The organism is Sutcliffiella halmapala (assembly GCF_050107295.1).
Lineage (GTDB): Bacteria > Bacillota > Bacilli > Bacillales > Bacillaceae_I > Sutcliffiella_A > Sutcliffiella_A halmapala_A.
This window is the reverse complement of sequence record NZ_JBNIKR010000007.1, coordinates 211,813-230,065: the sequence shown is the minus strand read 5'-3', so window position 1 is coordinate 230,065 and position 18,253 is coordinate 211,813. Positions and strand designations below refer to the sequence as shown.

At 41.9% G+C, this 18,253-nt stretch carries 15 protein-coding genes; all 15 read right to left on the bottom strand.

All coding sequences use genetic code 11. From position 1 onward, the window contains the following. Positions 1-41: 41 nt before the first annotated feature. Positions 42-1,331 carry a cell division protein FtsA gene (ftsA, locus tag ACQCT5_RS13735; RefSeq protein WP_499642583.1) on the bottom strand — a complete coding sequence of 430 codons (1,290 nt, stop codon included), beginning with the start codon at positions 1,329-1,331 and terminating at the stop codon, positions 42-44. A 114-nt stretch (positions 1,332-1,445) separates the two neighbouring features. After that, positions 1,446-1,808, bottom strand: a complete 363-nt coding sequence (locus ACQCT5_RS13730) for a small basic family protein (protein ID WP_010193065.1) — start codon at positions 1,806-1,808, stop codon at positions 1,446-1,448. Position 1,809: 1 nt separating this feature from the next. Next, positions 1,810-2,526: a DUF881 domain-containing protein gene (locus tag ACQCT5_RS13725; RefSeq protein ID WP_499642582.1), complete on the bottom strand. Its 717-nt coding sequence runs from the start codon at positions 2,524-2,526 to the stop codon at positions 1,810-1,812. Between the two features lie 40 nt (positions 2,527-2,566). Further along, positions 2,567-3,253, bottom strand: coding sequence for a DUF881 domain-containing protein (locus ACQCT5_RS13720; protein ID WP_499642581.1), 687 nt, complete (start codon positions 3,251-3,253; stop codon positions 2,567-2,569). Next, the gene (locus ACQCT5_RS13715; RefSeq protein WP_499642580.1) at positions 3,237-4,019 is read right to left on the bottom strand and encodes a cell division protein FtsQ/DivIB; all 783 of its coding nucleotides are present in this window, start codon (positions 4,017-4,019) and stop codon (positions 3,237-3,239) included. Before ACQCT5_RS13715 ends, ACQCT5_RS13720 begins: the two co-directional genes overlap by 17 nt. A gap of 106 nt (positions 4,020-4,125) precedes the next feature. Continuing rightward, positions 4,126-5,040, bottom strand: coding sequence for a UDP-N-acetylmuramate dehydrogenase (gene murB / locus ACQCT5_RS13710; protein WP_499642579.1), 915 nt, complete (start codon positions 5,038-5,040; stop codon positions 4,126-4,128). A 946-nt stretch (positions 5,041-5,986) separates the two neighbouring features. Continuing rightward, positions 5,987-7,087 carry a stage V sporulation protein E gene (spoVE, locus tag ACQCT5_RS13705; protein ID WP_499642578.1) on the bottom strand — a complete coding sequence of 367 codons (1,101 nt, stop codon included), beginning with the start codon at positions 7,085-7,087 and terminating at the stop codon, positions 5,987-5,989. A gap of 165 nt (positions 7,088-7,252) precedes the next feature. Next, positions 7,253-8,602 (bottom strand): UDP-N-acetylmuramoyl-L-alanine--D-glutamate ligase, encoded by a 1,350-nt coding sequence (gene murD / locus ACQCT5_RS13700; RefSeq protein ID WP_499642577.1) that lies wholly within the window; start codon positions 8,600-8,602, stop codon positions 7,253-7,255. 1 nt (position 8,603) lies between these two features. Then, a complete protein-coding gene (gene mraY / locus ACQCT5_RS13695; RefSeq protein ID WP_499642576.1) occupies positions 8,604-9,578 on the bottom strand; it encodes a phospho-N-acetylmuramoyl-pentapeptide-transferase in 975 nt (324 codons plus the stop codon). Positions 9,579-9,978: 400 nt separating this feature from the next. Continuing rightward, positions 9,979-11,448, bottom strand: a complete 1,470-nt coding sequence (locus tag ACQCT5_RS13690) for a UDP-N-acetylmuramoyl-L-alanyl-D-glutamate--2,6-diaminopimelate ligase (protein ID WP_499642575.1) — start codon at positions 11,446-11,448, stop codon at positions 9,979-9,981. A gap of 334 nt (positions 11,449-11,782) precedes the next feature. Continuing rightward, positions 11,783-13,720 carry a stage V sporulation protein D gene (locus tag ACQCT5_RS13685; RefSeq protein WP_499642574.1) on the bottom strand — a complete coding sequence of 646 codons (1,938 nt, stop codon included), beginning with the start codon at positions 13,718-13,720 and terminating at the stop codon, positions 11,783-11,785. 169 nt (positions 13,721-13,889) lie between these two features. Continuing rightward, the gene (locus ACQCT5_RS13680; protein WP_499642573.1) at positions 13,890-16,106 is read right to left on the bottom strand and encodes a penicillin-binding transpeptidase domain-containing protein; all 2,217 of its coding nucleotides are present in this window, start codon (positions 16,104-16,106) and stop codon (positions 13,890-13,892) included. 5 nt (positions 16,107-16,111) lie between these two features. Further along, the gene (gene ftsL / locus ACQCT5_RS13675) at positions 16,112-16,471 is read right to left on the bottom strand and encodes a cell division protein FtsL (protein ID WP_499642572.1); all 360 of its coding nucleotides are present in this window, start codon (positions 16,469-16,471) and stop codon (positions 16,112-16,114) included. Positions 16,472-16,511: 40 nt separating this feature from the next. Further along, positions 16,512-17,450: a 16S rRNA (cytosine(1402)-N(4))-methyltransferase RsmH gene (gene rsmH / locus ACQCT5_RS13670; RefSeq protein WP_499642571.1), complete on the bottom strand. Its 939-nt coding sequence runs from the start codon at positions 17,448-17,450 to the stop codon at positions 16,512-16,514. Positions 17,451-17,575: 125 nt separating this feature from the next. Next, positions 17,576-18,007 (bottom strand): division/cell wall cluster transcriptional repressor MraZ, encoded by a 432-nt coding sequence (mraZ, locus tag ACQCT5_RS13665; protein WP_204413469.1) that lies wholly within the window; start codon positions 18,005-18,007, stop codon positions 17,576-17,578. Positions 18,008-18,253 lie beyond the last annotated feature (246 nt).

The window sequence follows — 18,253 nt, the reverse complement described above, 5'->3', positions numbered from 1 at the left end:
CCTCCTAATTCTAAGAAAGTACTAACAAGCTCATCAAATGTTTATTCAAAGAAAAGACCGAAGAATTTCTTCACTTTTGTACCAACCTTTTCTTCTTCATTCACTTGTTTCATTTGCTTTCCTTTTTGTTGTGTTGGTTTGCCACTGCGCTTTTCTACATGTTCTACAGATGAGGATGTAGACTCGATTTTTCTTCCTTGAAGCTTTGCATTTTTATAAGCAAATTGTATCAGGCCCACTCCAGTTGTATACTGCGGCTCTCTTACACCGATATAATCTGGAACAGCTTTGCGTACATTGTTATTCAAGATCAACTGTGCCAGCTCCAACACACCAGGCATTGTTACGACACCACCTGTCAGCACGAAGCCACCTGGTACATCTCTTACACCCAATCTCTTAATCTCATGTTGAACCAGTTCGAAAATTTCTTCCATTCTAGCTTCAATAATATCAGAGATTTCAAGTTGGCTGAATTGTTGATGCTGATCACTGCCGATAATTGGAACACTGAAGACCTCTTCATCAGAAGCATGATCATAGAATGCATGTCCATGCTTGATTTTGATTTTCTCTGCATCTTCCGTAGATGTGCGTAAACCGATGGATATATCCTTCGTAATATATTCCCCACCTATAGGAACCACGCTTGTAGCCTTTAAAAATCCATCTTGGTAGACTGCGATGGTAGTAGAACCCCCACCTATGTCCACCAATGCAACACCAAGGTTTCGTTCATCCTTAGATAGGGCGATGGAGCCGGTTGCTAGAGGCTGCAAACAGATATCGGTTATTTCCAATCCTGCTTTCTCCACACAACGCAATAAATTATGTAGAACTGTTTTAGAACCTGTGATGAGGGTACCTTCCATTTCCAGGCGTACTCCAAGCATTCCACGAGGATCATTAATTTCATCCAATCCATCCACAATAAACTGCTTTGGAATGCAATCGATTATTTCACGCTCAGGTGGAATGGAGAATACTTGAGCTGCGTCAATCACTCGTGCGATATCCTCATCCGCAATTTCCCTATTTTCGCTTGATACTGCTACTACACCATGGCAATCCTGCAATTGCACATGATTTCCGGTTACTCCTACCACCACTCGGTTGATCGGCAGGCCTACCATTCTTTCTGCCTGCTCCACTGCCTTTTTGATGGAATGAACCGTCTCATCTATGTCTACTATTGATCCTTTTCGTAAACCAGTTGATTTTACATTACCGACTCCAATTATATTTAAAGTATCATTTACCATTTCTCCAATGATTACTTTAACACTGGATGTACCGATGTCCAAACTTACGTAAATTTCATTGCTGTTCATTCTATGGCACCTCCTTCTACTACTAAAAAACAACCAATTATATAGAACAACAAGCGGAAAAACATATTATACTAGAAAGTATTCCACATTCATGGTGTTTTCCCTTTTTAAAAATCATTTTTTTTCGTTTTTTTCTTTAGAAAGTGACCATTTGGATAATAAAATCCTTCTTATCACTGCAATATTCTGGAACAACCTGACTCCAAATGCGAAAACTGCAGCTAAATACAAGTCTACACCAAGATGGACACCGAGAAAAGCTAAACTTGCTGCCAATAGGATATTAAAGAAAAATCCGGAAACAAATACTTTATCATCATAATTGTTTTGCAGGTGAGCCCTTATTCCACCGAATAAAGTATCAAGTGCAGCCAGAACTGCGATGGATAAGTAATTCGAATACTCATCCGGTACTCTGATTTCAGAATACAGCCCCAACACAATTCCAACTATCAGCCCAAGGAGCGGAAGCCACATATTAATTCCCCTCCTTCTCTGCCTTCACCGGCTCCATGTATTTCACTCTGATTGCTTCGTCATATGCCGGTACGGTTACATGATTAATGGGAGTGGAAACTTCCAACAAAAGATTTTCAATCGCAAACTCGTCCATGGCACGTGATACCTGGAGACGGTTATACAACTTGGTCGGGTCGTCTGTAATAACAACAATTTCAAAATTCGCGTTAGGAATCCATGCATTATTCACTTTTGTTCTTCCATTGATTTCACGGATCACCGTGTTATTGACGATACGCTGACCTGCAATGGAGATTTCATCACTTTCATATGAATTCAACTCATTGACAAATCGACGCAATAGTTCTGCTGATATATTTTCCTCCACTTCTCCAAGGATATCCTCCCCGAAAAGTGGTTTGACAGTCATTCTGATACCCGGTCCGCTCACTTCAGTCAAACCTGCATCCTTTTTTAATTCCTCAAGCGTATCTCTTAAAGCAGCTTCTGTGGATTGTTTTTGTTCTTTTGTATATTCCTGAATTGTAGCTTCATATTTCCGAATCTCTTGGATGATTTGCGATTGAATTTCCTGTTCTTTTTTCAAATCGCTTCTCAATTCCCAAGTATCACGTGTATCGCGAACATCCGGTTGTTGTACTGTTTGAAATTGAACGGCAACCATCAGGCCAACAATAATTGTAATAATGGTAAAACTTAATTTCCGATTGACCACCTAGAACACCTAACCTTACCAAGCATGCAGCCCAATTAATCTATTGAATGACAGGGTCTATTACAATACTGTCTTTTTCCATCATTTTTATCGTAATGTTATCTGCAACTAATTGGTCCTTCACACCACCAAGGATATTAAGTGCAGGAATTAGCACATTTGGATCTCCAATTGCACTTATTTTAAAAGGGGCAGGGTACTGGTTTCCATCAATTGTGATGACGGGACCGTTGCAAACGATATAAGAGTTCTTCGTAATTCGTTGACCATTGACGGAAACTGCAGCTGCACCCGAGATGAATAACTCGTTCATTACTTTGAAAACATGTCCTTCATGGACGATATAATTATTCACATTTTCCTCGGAAGGCACATAAGAGGCATCGGAAAGCGTTATTTCCACACCTTTACCCTGTACTTTTACGTTTCCATTGTACATTCGAAGATTCTCAGCATCTTCCACTAGATTGAAAAGAAGTTGTTCTCCTGTTGCCAGACTTTCCTCAATTTTTCTGAGTTCTTCCTGCTTGTCCAATAATTCTTTTTGCAATTGCAAGTTTCGTTCTTCCGTCTTTATCAAGGAATCACGAATTGCAAAGTCGCGTTCCCATTGTCTGTCTGTTCCTTTGTTGTCTTCCTCTTGTGTTAATTGATACGAATAGGAAATGATGAAACCAAGTACTAAACAAACAAAGGATAGGACGACATGTTTACCGTTCACCTTCATCCTGATCTTCATCTCCAACTGATTCATAAGGTTTGAAAAATGTCCCTACCTCTATATTAATCACACCTTTTTTATTCGGATCAAGCTGTGCGACAATGGAGGGATAAGCTGACATCTTATTTGAAAAGTCTCTTACAGTTGCACTAACTTCGAATCCATCATTCATAAATAGTGTAATATGATAAGGATCTACTTCAGATGGCGTATGATGAATTTCTGAAATGGCATAGATGATGGATTCTGGCAGCTTCATCAGTTCACCGATAAATTCTTCCACGGAATCTCCCTGATTCCAGTTCATCATAAGCGGAGCATCATCTGGCAGCGAGTCCGATTCAATTGCAGCTAAAATTTTCCCGTTTTCGATAACAGGAAAGTAATTCCCTTCGTCATATATATAAGCGATTCGATTATATTCCTTAACGTCTATTTCTACAGTATTAGGAAGTTTCCTGAACACGTGGGCTTCCTTTATCTCTTTATGCTGAAGGATTTTATTGGATGCTTCTTCCTCATTAACTCTCCAGATGCTTGTCTTAAGGGAAATTCCGCTTAAGTCTACAATCTCCGCTTCCGTCAAATGGCGATCACCGCTTACTTTAATAGCCGAAACCTTGCTTAGGGAAGATTGTGAGTAAATAATGAGAGACAACAGGATAAAAAATAAGGATAAATAGAGAATCAGTCTCCGGTTAGCCTTGTGTTTTCGCTGCTCTTTTAATTTAGGAACCCGATCTTCCAAAGTAACTACTTTCCCTTTTTCCATGTAGTACGTTTTCACCCCACCGCACGGCATATTCCAAGAATATATTATGCATTGATTTTCTAGCATAATTATATCACATGTGGGGTGAAAAAAAGGATAAAGAATACTATTTTCTTCCTATTATTTCAACTTCGGTCTCTAGTTGTACGTTGAATGATTCAAGTACTGTTTTTTTGATATGAGCGATAAGGTCCAGTACATCCTGAGCTTTAGCCCCGTTATCATTTACAATGAAATTCGCATGCATTTCAGAAACTTTTGCACCACCGATTGTGTATCCTTTCAGGCCTGCTTTTTCGATCAATGCACCTGCATATTCCGGGAGCGGATTTCTGAATATGCTTCCTGCACAAGGATAATTGAACGGTTGGGTATTCCGTCTGTAATCTTTGTTCTTTTGAAGTGTAGCAACCACATCTTCCCTGTTGCCCTCTTCCACATTCAGAACGGCTTCAAGACAGATTCCAGGACGTTCTTTCTGAAGCAATGATGTGCGATAAGAAAAATTCATTTCCTCTGCTGTCAACCAAGCCATCTCGCCATCTTCAAATAATACATGTGCCACTTTCAGCACTTTGGACATATCCGATCCGTGCGCACCAGCATTCATATACACGGCACCTCCGACTGTCCCTGGGATGCCAGCGGCAAACTCAAGACCTGTCAATCCCTGTTTACTGATGATGGTTACAAGCTTGATCAGGGAGTATCCACCGCCCACTTTCACTTCATTTCCGCTCACTTCCAGATGATCCATGCCGTTTCCAAGCTTTATGACTACACCTTCTATTCCAAGATCGGACACCAACAGATTGGACCCGCGTCCGATAGCAGTCCATTTCGCATCATGCCTATGAATAATTTTCATTGTCTCCTGCAGCATTTCAAGATTACTCGGTTCTACCAATACATCAGCAGGGCCGCCAATCTTCATTGTTGTATGATTTGCCAATGGTTCATCTGGCAGAACCTTGCCTACATTTAGTTCCTGCAGCTCACTAACCAACTGTAACTGTTCCATAAATTCCTCCTACATACACGTTCCGTCAATCATTTAGTTAATTTTATAATGAAAGAGTGTAAATCGTTTTTATTGCCGTGTACTTAATCTTTTTTGTTATTCTATGCAATATAAAAAAAGAAGGTACATCAGCCTAATGCAACGTAAAGGGATGGGATGAGTCTATATATGTATAAATGAAAAAATCGAACGATAGTTATATACCCATCGTACTATAAGGATAAACCCCTTTAATTCATCCTAGCATATTTTCCGTTGATCTAAACGTCAAATAATAAATTTGGCTCATCACTTTGCACGCATAATATCTATATACTATATCCCTTGTTGGAGTTGTGCAATCAAAATCAGATTTTGTAACCAAAATTTTATTTTTTGTCATACTACCGAAATTCAGATGACTCTAGTCACAGGTCTAACTACTCATTCCAACATTCCTGGTTCTTCATTTGTACATTTATATAACCTCAAATAAAAAGGCCCCGTTATACACCGCTGTTGATTTCCGCACTAGGCTTCGCTTTCCGCGGGGCTTGCGAGAGCCTCCTCGGCTTCGCCTGTGGGGTCTCCACCAAACGCAACACCCGCCGGAGTCTTCGCCTATTGCTCCAATCAACAGCTAGATTTTAAAATACTCAAAACTAGACACTAACAGACAAGACCCTCATGTAAAAGATTTACACCATGAGAAATAAGAATATAGTGAGGACGTTACGCATCACCTGACACCCCTGTTGATTGTAGTGTAAGGTGTGAGACTACTGGGGGAGATAGCGGTAGACTTGAGACCATGCAAGCATGCCGAGGAGGCTCAAGCACCGCCCCGCTATCGCTGCCACTTGGAACGGAAATCAACAAGGAGTCAAAGGGAATACACTAATATTTTCAGGGTAGCCCATTAAAAAAGCCAGAAAGTCAGTTTGCACTGAGTTTCTGGCTTTTTATTTTAATATTTTGCATATCGGCTTATATTGAGCAGTATTCCCACTGCCATAAGCATCAAGGTCAATGAGGATCCTCCATAGCTTAAAAACGGCAAGGTGATTCCGGTTACCGGCATCAATCCTGTCACAACCCCGACATTGATGATAACTTGGATGGCTACCATAGCGATAATGCCTACTGCCAGGAAGCTTCCATACAGGTCAGGTGCCCCGAGTGCAATACGTATGCCTCTCCATAGGAGGAGCGCAAAAAGCAAGACGACAAAAGATCCCCCAATAAAGCCCAGTTCTTCTGCCAAAATAGCAAAAATGAAATCAGTTTGTGGTTCTGGCAGGTAAAAGAATTTTTGCCTGCTTTGACCCAATCCTAATCCCAGAAGACCACCGGGACCGATTGCATACAGGGACTGGATAATCTGAAATCCGCTGTTTAATGGGTCTTCCCACGGATCAAGGAAGGAAGTGATACGCTTTATTCGATAAGGGGCAGAGAGGACCAGCCCGACAAATCCTGCCACGCCTATCAGTCCAAGTCCCACGAAATGGCTGATTCTTGCGCCAGCCACATAGATCATGACAATGCAGGTCCCAACCATTACGGTCCCTGTACCCAGATCCGGCTGCAACATGATCATGCCAAAGGCCAGGAAAACTAACCCTAGGCTTGGCACTAATCCCTTTTTAAACGAAGTGATTTTCTTTTGGTTTTCGCTTAAGTACTTTGCCAAGAATGCAATCATGGCAATTTTCATGAATTCTGACGGTTGTACCGAAAATGCTCCGACTCCTATCCAGCTCCTAGATCCATTCCGTTCCATCCCGATACCAGGAATCAATACGGCTACCAAAAGAATAAAACACACAATAATAATCAGCTTTGCCCATGTCCTCCATGTCCAATAATCGACATTCATGATAAAGAACATCGCCACAACCCCAAGGCCTGCAAACAGCAGCTGCCGCTTTGCGAAGAAGAAGGTGTCCTGGAACTTATAATCCGCCCAGACTGCACTTGCACTGTAGACCATGATTAGACCGATCGCAAGTAAAGTCAGTGTTGTTATGATTAGAATTAAATCGGGAGTAGAACGCTTTGTCGCCAACTGAAAACACCTCTCGAGCATTTTTTAGAGCAAATAGATAAGGAACCAGCCTTCTTTTTTCCTTCTAATTAGCCAAAAAAAAGGCTTTGTCCGTATGTTGCACTTCCCTTATATCCCGGAAGTGGGCAACTATCAGAACAAAGCCTCATTTCTATGGCCAAGCCCTTACTTAAGCTTATGCACGGCCTCTATAAAAATGTCTCCTCGTTGTTCAAATGTTTTGTATTGATCCCAACTTGCACACGCTGGAGATAAAAGGATAATATCACCGACATGGGACATTTCATAAGCTACCGGTACGGCTTTTTCCACATTATCGACACGTTTTATCTCTTTTATTCCTGCTTCTTTCGCAGTTTTTTCTAGCTTACTAGCGGTTTCACCGAAAGTTATGATCGCTTTTACACTTTTCAAATAAGGAATGAGGTCGTCAAAATCATTTCCTCTATCTAATCCCCCTGCAAGTAAAATCACATTATTTTTAAATGCAGAAAGCGCTCCTTGTGTTGCTAGTATATTAGTCGCTTTCGAATCATTATAAAATTTTCGCCCATGAATAGAATCGATATATTGAAAACGATGTTTTACACCTGTAAAAGTAGTAAGCACCTTTGTAATAGATTCATTAGATACTCCTATTAGTTTAACTGTTGCAACAGCCGCCAATATATTTTCTAAACTATGTTTTCCTGGTAAGACGATATCTTTCGTCTTAATAATTTTTTCACCTTTAAAATAAATCGAGCCATCAGCAAGATACGCACCATCCACTCTTTTTGTTACAGAAAATGGAACAAGCATAGCTTTAATGTCATGAACTAGACCTGCAACAACTTGATTATCTGCATTAATAACAGCATAATCTTCTTCTGTTTGATTGCGAAAAATAGCTGCTTTCGCTCGAGCATATTCTTCAATATTTCCGTGATAATCTAGATGCGCCTCAAAAACATTAACCAATACGGCTACTTTTGGCCTGAATGTTTGGATTCCCATTAATTGAAAGGAAGAGAGCTCTGTTACCATAATATTAGATGCGGTTGCATTCTGTGCAACCTCCACCGCTACTTTTCCAATATTCCCTGCAATAAGAGGTTCTTTTTTGTCCTCTAAGAGCATTTCGTCTATAAGAGTAGTGGTGGTTGTTTTTCCATTAGATCCCGTAATACCGATAAAGCTAGCCTCGCTTATTTGATAGGCAAGCTCTATCTCGGTGAGAACCGGAATTCCTTTTTCAACCGCCAGTAACACTAAAGGATTGGAATATGGAATACCAGGATTTTTAAATACAACATCAATGTTTTGATCAAATATACTTAATGGATGTCCACCACATATGACTTCGAATCCTTTTGATTGCAGCTCTAATGCCTGCTCGTTCCCCTCAATTGGACTACGATCATTCACAATAACATTTGCACCCAGTTTATGTAGTAGGTTTGCGGTTGCTGTACCACTTTTTGCTAGTCCAAGTACAAGTACATTCTTTCCTTTGTAAAGGTCAATATGCTTCATATCAGATCCACACCTCTAAATAGATTCCTAGGACTGCACATAATAGGCCAACTGTCCAAAAGGATACTACAACACGCCATTCCGACCATCCCACCAGCTCATAATGGTGGTGAAGCGGACTCATCTTGAAGATTCTGCGTCCAGTTGTTTTGAATGAAATTACTTGGATAATAACCGAAAGTGTTTCAAGGACGAATACGCCCCCAATAATGATAAGGATGATTTCTAGTTTTAAAAGGACTGCAACAGTTGCAATGGCTCCACCTAGAGCCAATGATCCTGTATCTCCCATAAACACTTTTGCCGGATGGGCATTGAATACAAGAAACCCGAGTAATGCACCGACAACTGCAACAGAGAAGATGGAAACTTCGTACTGTGATTGATTCCAAGCTAAAACAGCGAATGCTCCAAACGCTATGGCTGCTGTACCTGACACAAGGCCGTCAAGACCATCTGTCAGATTGACTGCATTGGAAAAACCAACCAGCCAGAAAATCAGGAAAACTACATAGAAAATACCCAATTCAAATGACAGATCCGTTCCGGGGATGGAAACAGCTGTAGAGAACTCGAATTGTGTGAATACAAAATAAAAGACCACAGCGATGACGATTTGCCCAACCAGCTTTTGAAGGGAGGTCAACCCGAGGTTTCTTTTTAATACGACTTTGATGAAGTCATCCAAAAAACCCAGCAGGCCGTATCCAACGGTAACAAAAAGCAGCAGGTAGGTTTCAACGGATGCCTCAGCAAATCTGCCTGTGATGATCAGTGTAGTAACGACTACAGAAAGCAAAATCATCAGGCCGCCCATTGTAGGGGTTCCAGTCTTCTTCATGTGTGACTGCGGCCCTTCTTCCCGGATGCTTTGACCAAACTTCAATCTCCGTAGGAAGGGAATAAAAATTGGTGATAATAGAACGGTAATTAAAAAAGATATAACGATGGCAAATAATACAACCTGTTGTTGCATCGTTATTCCCTCCTCTCTAGTAATATGAGTAGAGGTATTATCACCATAAGCATTCTTCAACATTATGATTCATTAGGTTCTGCGACTCTATCTATGATTCGTTTCAACCCTTTTTCGACAAAAATGCGGGACATACCTATGGTTTCAAACACCATGTACAAGTTTCTGAATAACGTTTAACTTGCTTTTCGGCAAACCATTCAAAAAGAGATTAGATGTACCAAAACTAAATTTTATCTGTTTTTCCCTCTTCTGCAAATACTTTTTTTCATGTTTTTACTTTTTCTTTAGGAATTGAACCTTTTTCTTTAATTTCTATTCATTTTATGGGGTTAACAGTGACTTTTAGCATGGATATTTCGAAATGATGATTAGCGTATTTTCCCATACCCTACATAGTCTATGATAAACCTCGTGCATGTATGGCTTCCCGAGCCACTTTTCTATCATCAAATTCCAGCACTTTGTCACCAATCAGCTGATATGTTTCATGCCCCTTTCCAGCTATCAAAATGACATCTCCGGAACTTGCTACGTTCACTGCTTTTGAGATGGCCATTCTCCGATCCTCAATAATCTCATAAGACTGACCCTCTAAACCTGCCTCCATATCCTTAAATATCTGTGCAGGATTCTCAGTACGTGGATTATCAAGCGTGAATATTACTTTTTGCGCATGGCTTATAGCCGCCTTTGCCATTAATGGCCTTTTTGAACGATCACGGTCACCGCCACATCCAACCACACAGATAATTTTTTTCTCGGATAGTTGTTTTGCTGTCCTTAATACATTTTCCAGGCTGTCGGGGGTGTGTGCATAGTCCACTATCACAGTAAAGTCCTGACCTTCCTCGATGACCTCGAACCTGCCAGGTACTCCTTTCATTTCCTCTACAACCTTAATAATCGTTTCCATTGGTATATCGGAAACATAAGACGCGGCAATTGCAGCCAATACGTTGTAGACACTGAACTGTCCCACCAATTGCAACTGAATAGGAACCACCCTGTTGTCGTATACTAAGTCAAACATAGTACCTTTCCCTGATATTTTAATATTGGAAGCCATAATATCACTGTTCTTTTTTATTCCATACGTAATAACCTGGGCAGCTGTTGACCGGGCGAAACACTCACTTGCCTCGTCATCTGCATTCAAAACGGCGAATTTGGGTTTTTGTAGATTATAGGCATTCCCTAGGGAGGAAAAAAGCAGAGATTTGGCAAACTGGTATTCTTCCATCGTTTTGTGATAATCAAGATGGTCCTGAGTGAGATTCGTAAATACCGCTACATCAAAATCACATCCATAGACCCTGCCCATATGCAGGGCATGGGAAGAAACCTCCATCACAACGGTCTGAACTCCATTATTCACCATTTGATGAAAAGATTCCTGAAGTGTCAGCGCATCTGGTGTTGTATTTTTCACAGGAAAGGACCTATTACCGATTTTCATATTGATGGTCCCAATCAACCCTGTTTTCTGCCGATGTTTTTGGAAGATGGATTCGATGATATGCGTTGTCGTAGTTTTCCCATTGGTTCCCGTAATTCCGATGAGATGCAATTTGTGAGTAGGCTGACCATAAAAAATATCAGCTAAAATTGCCATTGCCCTTTTGGAATCCGGAACGACTATCACAGGTACAGGCACATCCAACACTTTTTCGGAAATAATGGCGACCGCACCATTTCTGATCGCTTCTTCTGCATAAATATGACCATCTACCGTATACCCCTTTATACAAAAAAATAAACTCCCCTTACTAGCCAACCGGGAATCCATCACGATCGAATCTATTGCTGGATTTAAAGCAGAAGATACCTGATATCGGTGTAAATATTGAATTAAGTCTTGAAGCATCATAGGAATCATTCCCCTCTACTTGGAATTGCTCAAGGACGCTTGAAAGTGTAGGTTAGGCTGTTAATGGACAGGTAGAATTTTTATCCTATCTCCATTCTATCCTATTTAGGGAAATTAAACCAAGAGCCCGCTATTGGGCCCTTGGTTTTTTTGTCATGGCCTGTTGAAAACCGCTGCTGATTTCCGCACTAGGCGCAGTGACCCAAGGGGCTAGCGTGAGCCTCCTCGGCTTCGCCTGTGGGGTCTCCACTGAACGCCGCTTCCCGCAGGAGTCTTCGCCTATTGCTCCAATCAGCAGCTAGGTAATTTAAATTAACCCATTGTTCACAGAGACTTAGTCTTTATCACTTTTATCTGAGCCGGACATGTATACTCGAATGGTGGAACCCTCTTTAACTTTTGTTCCCGGTTTTGGTGCCTGTTCTACTACTATATCTCCGTCCCCACTGATATCAAGCTTCAATGTGATCAACTGCTGAACGAGTTCTTTGCGGGACATGCCTTTCAAATCCGGCACTTCTACCAGAGGGACATCCGGCCATTGCAGTTCCTTTTCTATTTGTCCTTTTCTCTTCTCCACACCAAGCGCGCTTAGGCTTTCCTCCATTATATTCCCGACGACTGGCGCTGCTACTACTCCACCGAACTGAACAGTGCCTTTTGGATTATCAATTGCCAGATAGACAACAATCTGCGGGTCGTCTGCAGGAGCGAATCCAATAAAGGAGACGATATGATTGTTTTCCATATATCGGCCGTTCAGCACTTTTTGGGCGGTTCCTGTTTTCCCTCCCACCCGATATCCTTCCACAAATGCATTCCTTCCTGTTCCTTGTGCAACGACACTTTCCAATGCATATCGAACTTGGTTGGAGGTTTCTTCCGAAATGACCCTTCTCTTTTCTACAGGTGTGTTCCTTGAAACAACGTCACCTGATACCGGGTCGATAAACTCCTTCGCGATATAAGGGGTATAGAGTATGCCGCCGTTTATTGCTGCAGACACTGCAGCCACCTGCTGGATGGGTGTCACGGAAACACCCTGGCCAAATGCGGTGGTCGCAAGTTCTACAGGGCCGATACGTTCTGGCTTAAAGAGAATCCCTTTCCCCTCACCTTGAAGGTCAATTCCGGTTTTCTCCCCAAATCCGAATGATTTAATGTAATCAAATAATGTATCCGTACCAAGGCGTTGTCCCAATTCCACGAATCCCGGGTTACAGGAATTTTGAACGACTTCCAAAAATGTCTGATGGCCATGTCCGCCCTTTTTCCAGCAGCGCAGTCTCGCACCCGCCACTTCCGCAGCGCCGTCATCATTGAAGGTGTCTTTTGCCAGGTTGACTTTATTTTCTTCCAAAGCTGCAGCCAATGTAATTATTTTAAATGTTGATCCCGGCTCATACGTACTCCAAACAGGCAGATTTCGATTATAGATTTCTGGCGGGACCTTTTGGAACTCAGCAGGATCAAAATCTGGCCTGCTCGACATAGCCAGTATTTCGCCAGTGTTTGGATCCATCGCTATGGCAATGATTCCATCAGGATTATATTGTTCATAGGCAAGATCCAGTTGATTCTCCATGATTGTCTGCACCTTGGAATCTATCGTGAGCCTGAGGTCAAGGCCATCCACAGGAGCTACATAATCATCTGGAATATCAGGCATTCTTCGGCCTTTAGCATCCGAATAGAACTGAACATGCCCTTTATTCCCTTTGAGTTGTTCATCATAATACAACTCCAATCCCATCAATCCCTGATTGTCGATCCCGGCAAATCCAAGGACATGAGAGAGGTAACTGCCAAAAGGATAATGTCTTTTGGAATCTTCGGCAATATACACACCTTTAAGATCTAATGCACGAACTTCCTTTGCCTTTTCATGAGAAATTTTCCTTCCTTCGGGATTGATTCTTTCCATGGAAGAGTTTTTGGTAATCTGCTTGTACAACTTCTCTTTGGACATATTTAAGACAGCTGCCAATTTTTCAGCTGTTTGATTTGGATCCTGTATTTGTCTTGGTACCACTAACACAGAAGGTGCACTCATATTTGTGGCTAAGGGTACTCCGTTTCGATCCAGAATATCGCCCCGCTCCGGTTCAAAAGGGATGTTACGGCTCCAAGAGTCCTTAGCGCGGTCCGTCAACATATTTCCTAGAGCAAATTGTACATAGCCTAAGCGCAGGTCGATAATTGTAAATAGAAGTATGCCTACCAGTAATACCACAGTCAATCTTCTCCGTACCGTAACATGAGATACTCGCATAACACATGAACCTCCTTTAATATTCGTTGTAATATATGCTTGTACCAAGGGGGATAGAACATGTTGAGAGACGAAGAATACTGAACATGCTTTCATGAAATAGTTGATAAAACAGAAAAAAGGCTATAGAGCGGAGGATTTCCTCCATGCCCTATAGCCTTTTTTTAGCTCAGCTCACTGCGTCCCTTTCTTCCTCTTCCTCCTCATTTTCACTTTCAGGGAGAGGCCTGTTGGATTTCAATTCAATGATGAGGTGATCACCACTTTTCAGAACTGTTCCGGGAGCAATATTCTGCTTGTGAACATAACCGTTGCCGACGATATTCGGTTTTATTCCCAACAGATTCGTCAGTTTCCTGACATCTCTCAGGCTCCAGCCTGTCATATCCGGCATCGGAGGTTCTTTTTCCGTAAGAAGAAGGACCCGTTCAGCTTTGATTACCGATTGGCCTGCTTCCGGGATCTGCTTAAGTACCTTGGCTCCATCCCCAAGCACGACATATTCCGGCGATTCGGCATCCTGACTTCCGTTTATGGCATTTTTAACATTTCCACCAACCAGATCTGGAACCTTAAGGCCTGTCTGCTTTTTCTTCGGAGCACTTTGCACCTTCTCGTCAGGCTGTATGCTCAAATACTGCAAGCTTCTTCTCATCACGCTATTGAATACCCCGGATACCGGTCCAGCTCCATTTTCATGCTTCTCAATTTTCGGCTTTTGCACCGCTACATACATGAGAATCTCGGGATTATCCGCTGGTGCCATACCTGTAATGCTATAGATGTATTCCCCATGTCCATACAAATACTTTCCGTCAGGACCCGGCATCTGGGCTGTTCCAGTCTTGGCTGCGACACTGTAACCGTCAATCGCATAGGGACGGCCAGTTCCATTTTCAGCACTTACAACCGATTCAAGGACAGAGAGTACTTTATTGGCAGTTTCTTCAGAGATCGGTTCGCCTTTTTGCTTTGGCTTATTTTGCAGAACCACTTCATTTGTATTCGGGTCGACAATTTTGTCAATCACGTATGGCTGCATCATTTTCCCATCATTCGCTATCGCTGTTGCCGCTTGAATCTGCTGAATTGGTGTAAAAGCTGATGCTTGGCCAAAAGCTGTGGAAATACGGTCACGGTTGTAATGATAGTTTATGTTACTTGTGGTTTCATCCGGTAGGTCAATCCCTGTCGGTTTGTCCATACCGAATGCTTTAATATATTCCAGGAGTGTATCTGTCCCCATTTTGTCCGCCAGCAAGGCAAAGGCAACGTTGGAGGAGCGTTGAACACCCTCATCAAAGGTAATCGTACCCCAGCCTACTCCACCATTATGATCTCTTACCGGAATCGGATCTTTTGGCAGCATGTACGTACCCGATTCATAAAGCGCTGAACCGTTATAGACGCCTTCTTCAATTGCGGCAGCCAAGGAAAAGATCTTCATCGTAGAACCAGGTTCATAACGGTAGGAAATGGCATCGTTATTCCAATTGTCCGTAAGTCCCGCGCGAGTGTTTAAATCAAAGGTCGGCCTAGAGCCCATCGCCAATATCTGTCCGGTTTTAGGGTCGGCAACTATGGCCATTATTTTCTCCGGCTCATATTTTTCTTCCACTTCATTCATCGCTTCCTCAAGGAACGTCTGAATCGTCTTGTCCAGAGTCAGGTGTACATTCTTTCCGTTTATTGCCGGCATAAAGGAAACATTGGCATCTTTCGGTAAAATGGTGCCTTTGTTATCAGTCTTGATTGTGTAGTTGCCGTCCTGTTCTTTCAATTCTTCCTCCAGCATTTTCTCCAATCCAATTGCACCCTTTACCTGACCATTTTCATCCGGCCTAGCAAAACCTATAACATGGCTTGCAAACACACCGTTCCAATAGTAACGTTTCTTTCCTTCTATAAAAGCTATTCCGGGAAGCTCCAGCTCCTCTATTTTATTCTTGACTGAAGGAGAGATGTCGCGCCCGATAGCCCCGAACTCAACTTGTTTCCGATCCTGCTCCAATTTCTCAAGTATCTCTCTTTCATCCGCTTCAAGCAGAGGCGCAAGCTTGCTTGCCGTTTCGTTTGGATCTACAACATGACGTTTAACCTTTTCGGTTGAAAGAGATTCATCCAATACTGCGACGAGGTTGAAGGATGGTGTATCTTCTGCAATCGGATCTCCACTTCTATCAAGGATTGCCCCTCTGTCAGCCTGGATGTTCTTATCTACATTATAGTATTTTGCCGCCTCTGCAGACATGTTATGGCCCTTAACTTCTCCAGTAGCCTGCAGATATAAAAAGCGTCCGATTAATAGAAAAAAGAGCAACGCAAATATTACAAGTAAAAATGCGGCTCCTAAATGAATTCTTTTTTTATGAACAATATTTGGCATAGCATTTAGTCCCGAACATTCTTCACGTTATTTTCGTTTAATGAAAGCCCAAGATTCTTTGCTTTTTCCAGGATGCGCTCATAGCTGCTTTCCTCTGCCACCTGTAGCTCCAATTCACGGTTTTTATTGATTTGGGTGGCTACCGTACCTTCAAGTGTTTGAATTTCACTGTTAACCTGATAGATCGTATTGTTGTTAGAAATGATATGAATAGATCCAAAAGCCAGGAGTCCGATGAACATATAGCCCATCACTTTTTCCCCGAGTGTGATCTTGGCACGTTTTTTGACTACTAGATTCTTTTTCGGAGCTTGCTGCTGACGTTCTTCGTGTTGTCTCTGAATTTTATGAGCTAAGTTACTCATTTCCCTTCCCCCAAATCATTAGTTTTTTATCTGTATCTCATTAGTCTTTAACTTTTTCGGCAACTCTTAGTTTTGCAGATCTGGCACGATTGTTAGCCTCAAGTTCATCTTCACTAGGTAAAATGGGCTTTCTTGTAACCAACTTTAGCACTGGTTCAAATTCTTCCGGAATGATCGGCAATCCTGGAGGCAATTGCGGCAGTTGACTCTTTTCCTTGAAAGCAACTTTACACATTCTGTCCTCAAGCGAATGGAAGGTGATGACACTGACTCTCCCACCGGGGTTCAGCACATCGATAGCTTGGTGGATTGCATCCTCGAAGACTCCCAGTTCATCATTTACAGCGATGCGGATGGCCTGGAACACACGCTTAGCAGGGTGACCTCCAGTTCTTCTTGCAGGAGCAGGAATGCCATCTTTAATGATTTCTACAAGCTCCAAAGTTGTTTCAACCGGTTTATGCTTGCGATATTCTTCAATTTTTCTCGCAATCTGCTTGGAAAATTTCTCTTCTCCATATTGGAAGAATATACGAACTAGTTTTTCATAAGGCCATTCATTCACCACATCATAAGCGCTAAGGGGACTATCCTTGTCCATCCTCATATCAAGCGGAGCCTCATGGTGGTAGCTGAAGCCTCTTTCAGGCGTATCCAGCTGTGGAGAGGAAACACCTAAATCGAATAATACGCCATCTACTTTGGTGATTCCCTGCTCATACAATTTTTCTTTTAGGAATTTGAAATTGCTTTTGATGAAGATGACACGATCCAGGTAGTTATGTAAAACGTGCTTCGCGTGCTCTAGGGCACTGTCATCCTGATCAAATGCAACCAGCCTTCCTTTTCCTGAAAGCCTTTTTACAATTTCAGAGCTATGTCCTGCCCCACCTAGCGTGCAATCGACATAGATACCATCTTCTTTAATGTTAAGACCTTCCACTGCTTCATTCAAAAGTACTGTTACATGGTGAAACATCTTCCACCGCCTTTCTAGCTCTTAGCTGTTTCCATCTGGTTAGTGTGCTTCATTCCCAAATATTTTTCCACGGTTTAGGGCTTTTATCCAAACTGCTCTTGCTGATGATTTGTAATATTTCCCTTTTATAAGTCAAAGTCTACGAGGTTTTCTGCAATCTCTGCGAAGGAATCTTCCGAGTCTTCCACAAATGAATTCCAGTTCTCTTTGCTCCAAATTTCTATTCTGTTGGATACACCGATTACGACACATTCTTTTTCCAATTGGGCATATTGCACAAGTGGTGAAGCGATGTTCACTCTGCCTTGCTTATCAAGTTCACATTCAGTTGCTCCGGAAAAGAAAAATCGCGTAAAGGCACGTGCATCCTTTTTTGTAAGTGGCAACTGCTTCAATTTATCCTCGACAGTTTTCCATTCAGAGAGCGGGTACCCAAAAAGACATTTATCAAGTCCTCTTGTAAGAACAAAGGCTTCGCCTAAGTGATCACGGAATTTAGCCGGAACAATCATACGCCCTTTTATATCAATAGTATGATGATATTCCCCCATGAACATTCGGCTTCCCCACCTTTCCTCTACTTCACACCACAATCCCCCACTTATCTCCACTTACTTTATTGTACTATTCTCTTCCCTAAAAGAAAATCCTTTAAGCCTAAAATTTTTTCGTTTTTCATCTTTTTACAACATTTTTTGACAAAAGGATGAATGAAGGATGAACTTGACTGAATTTGACTTCGCAAAAACAAGATGCGCTATCATTCTTCAACAATTTTATGTTTACGACCTATTTTATCTCAG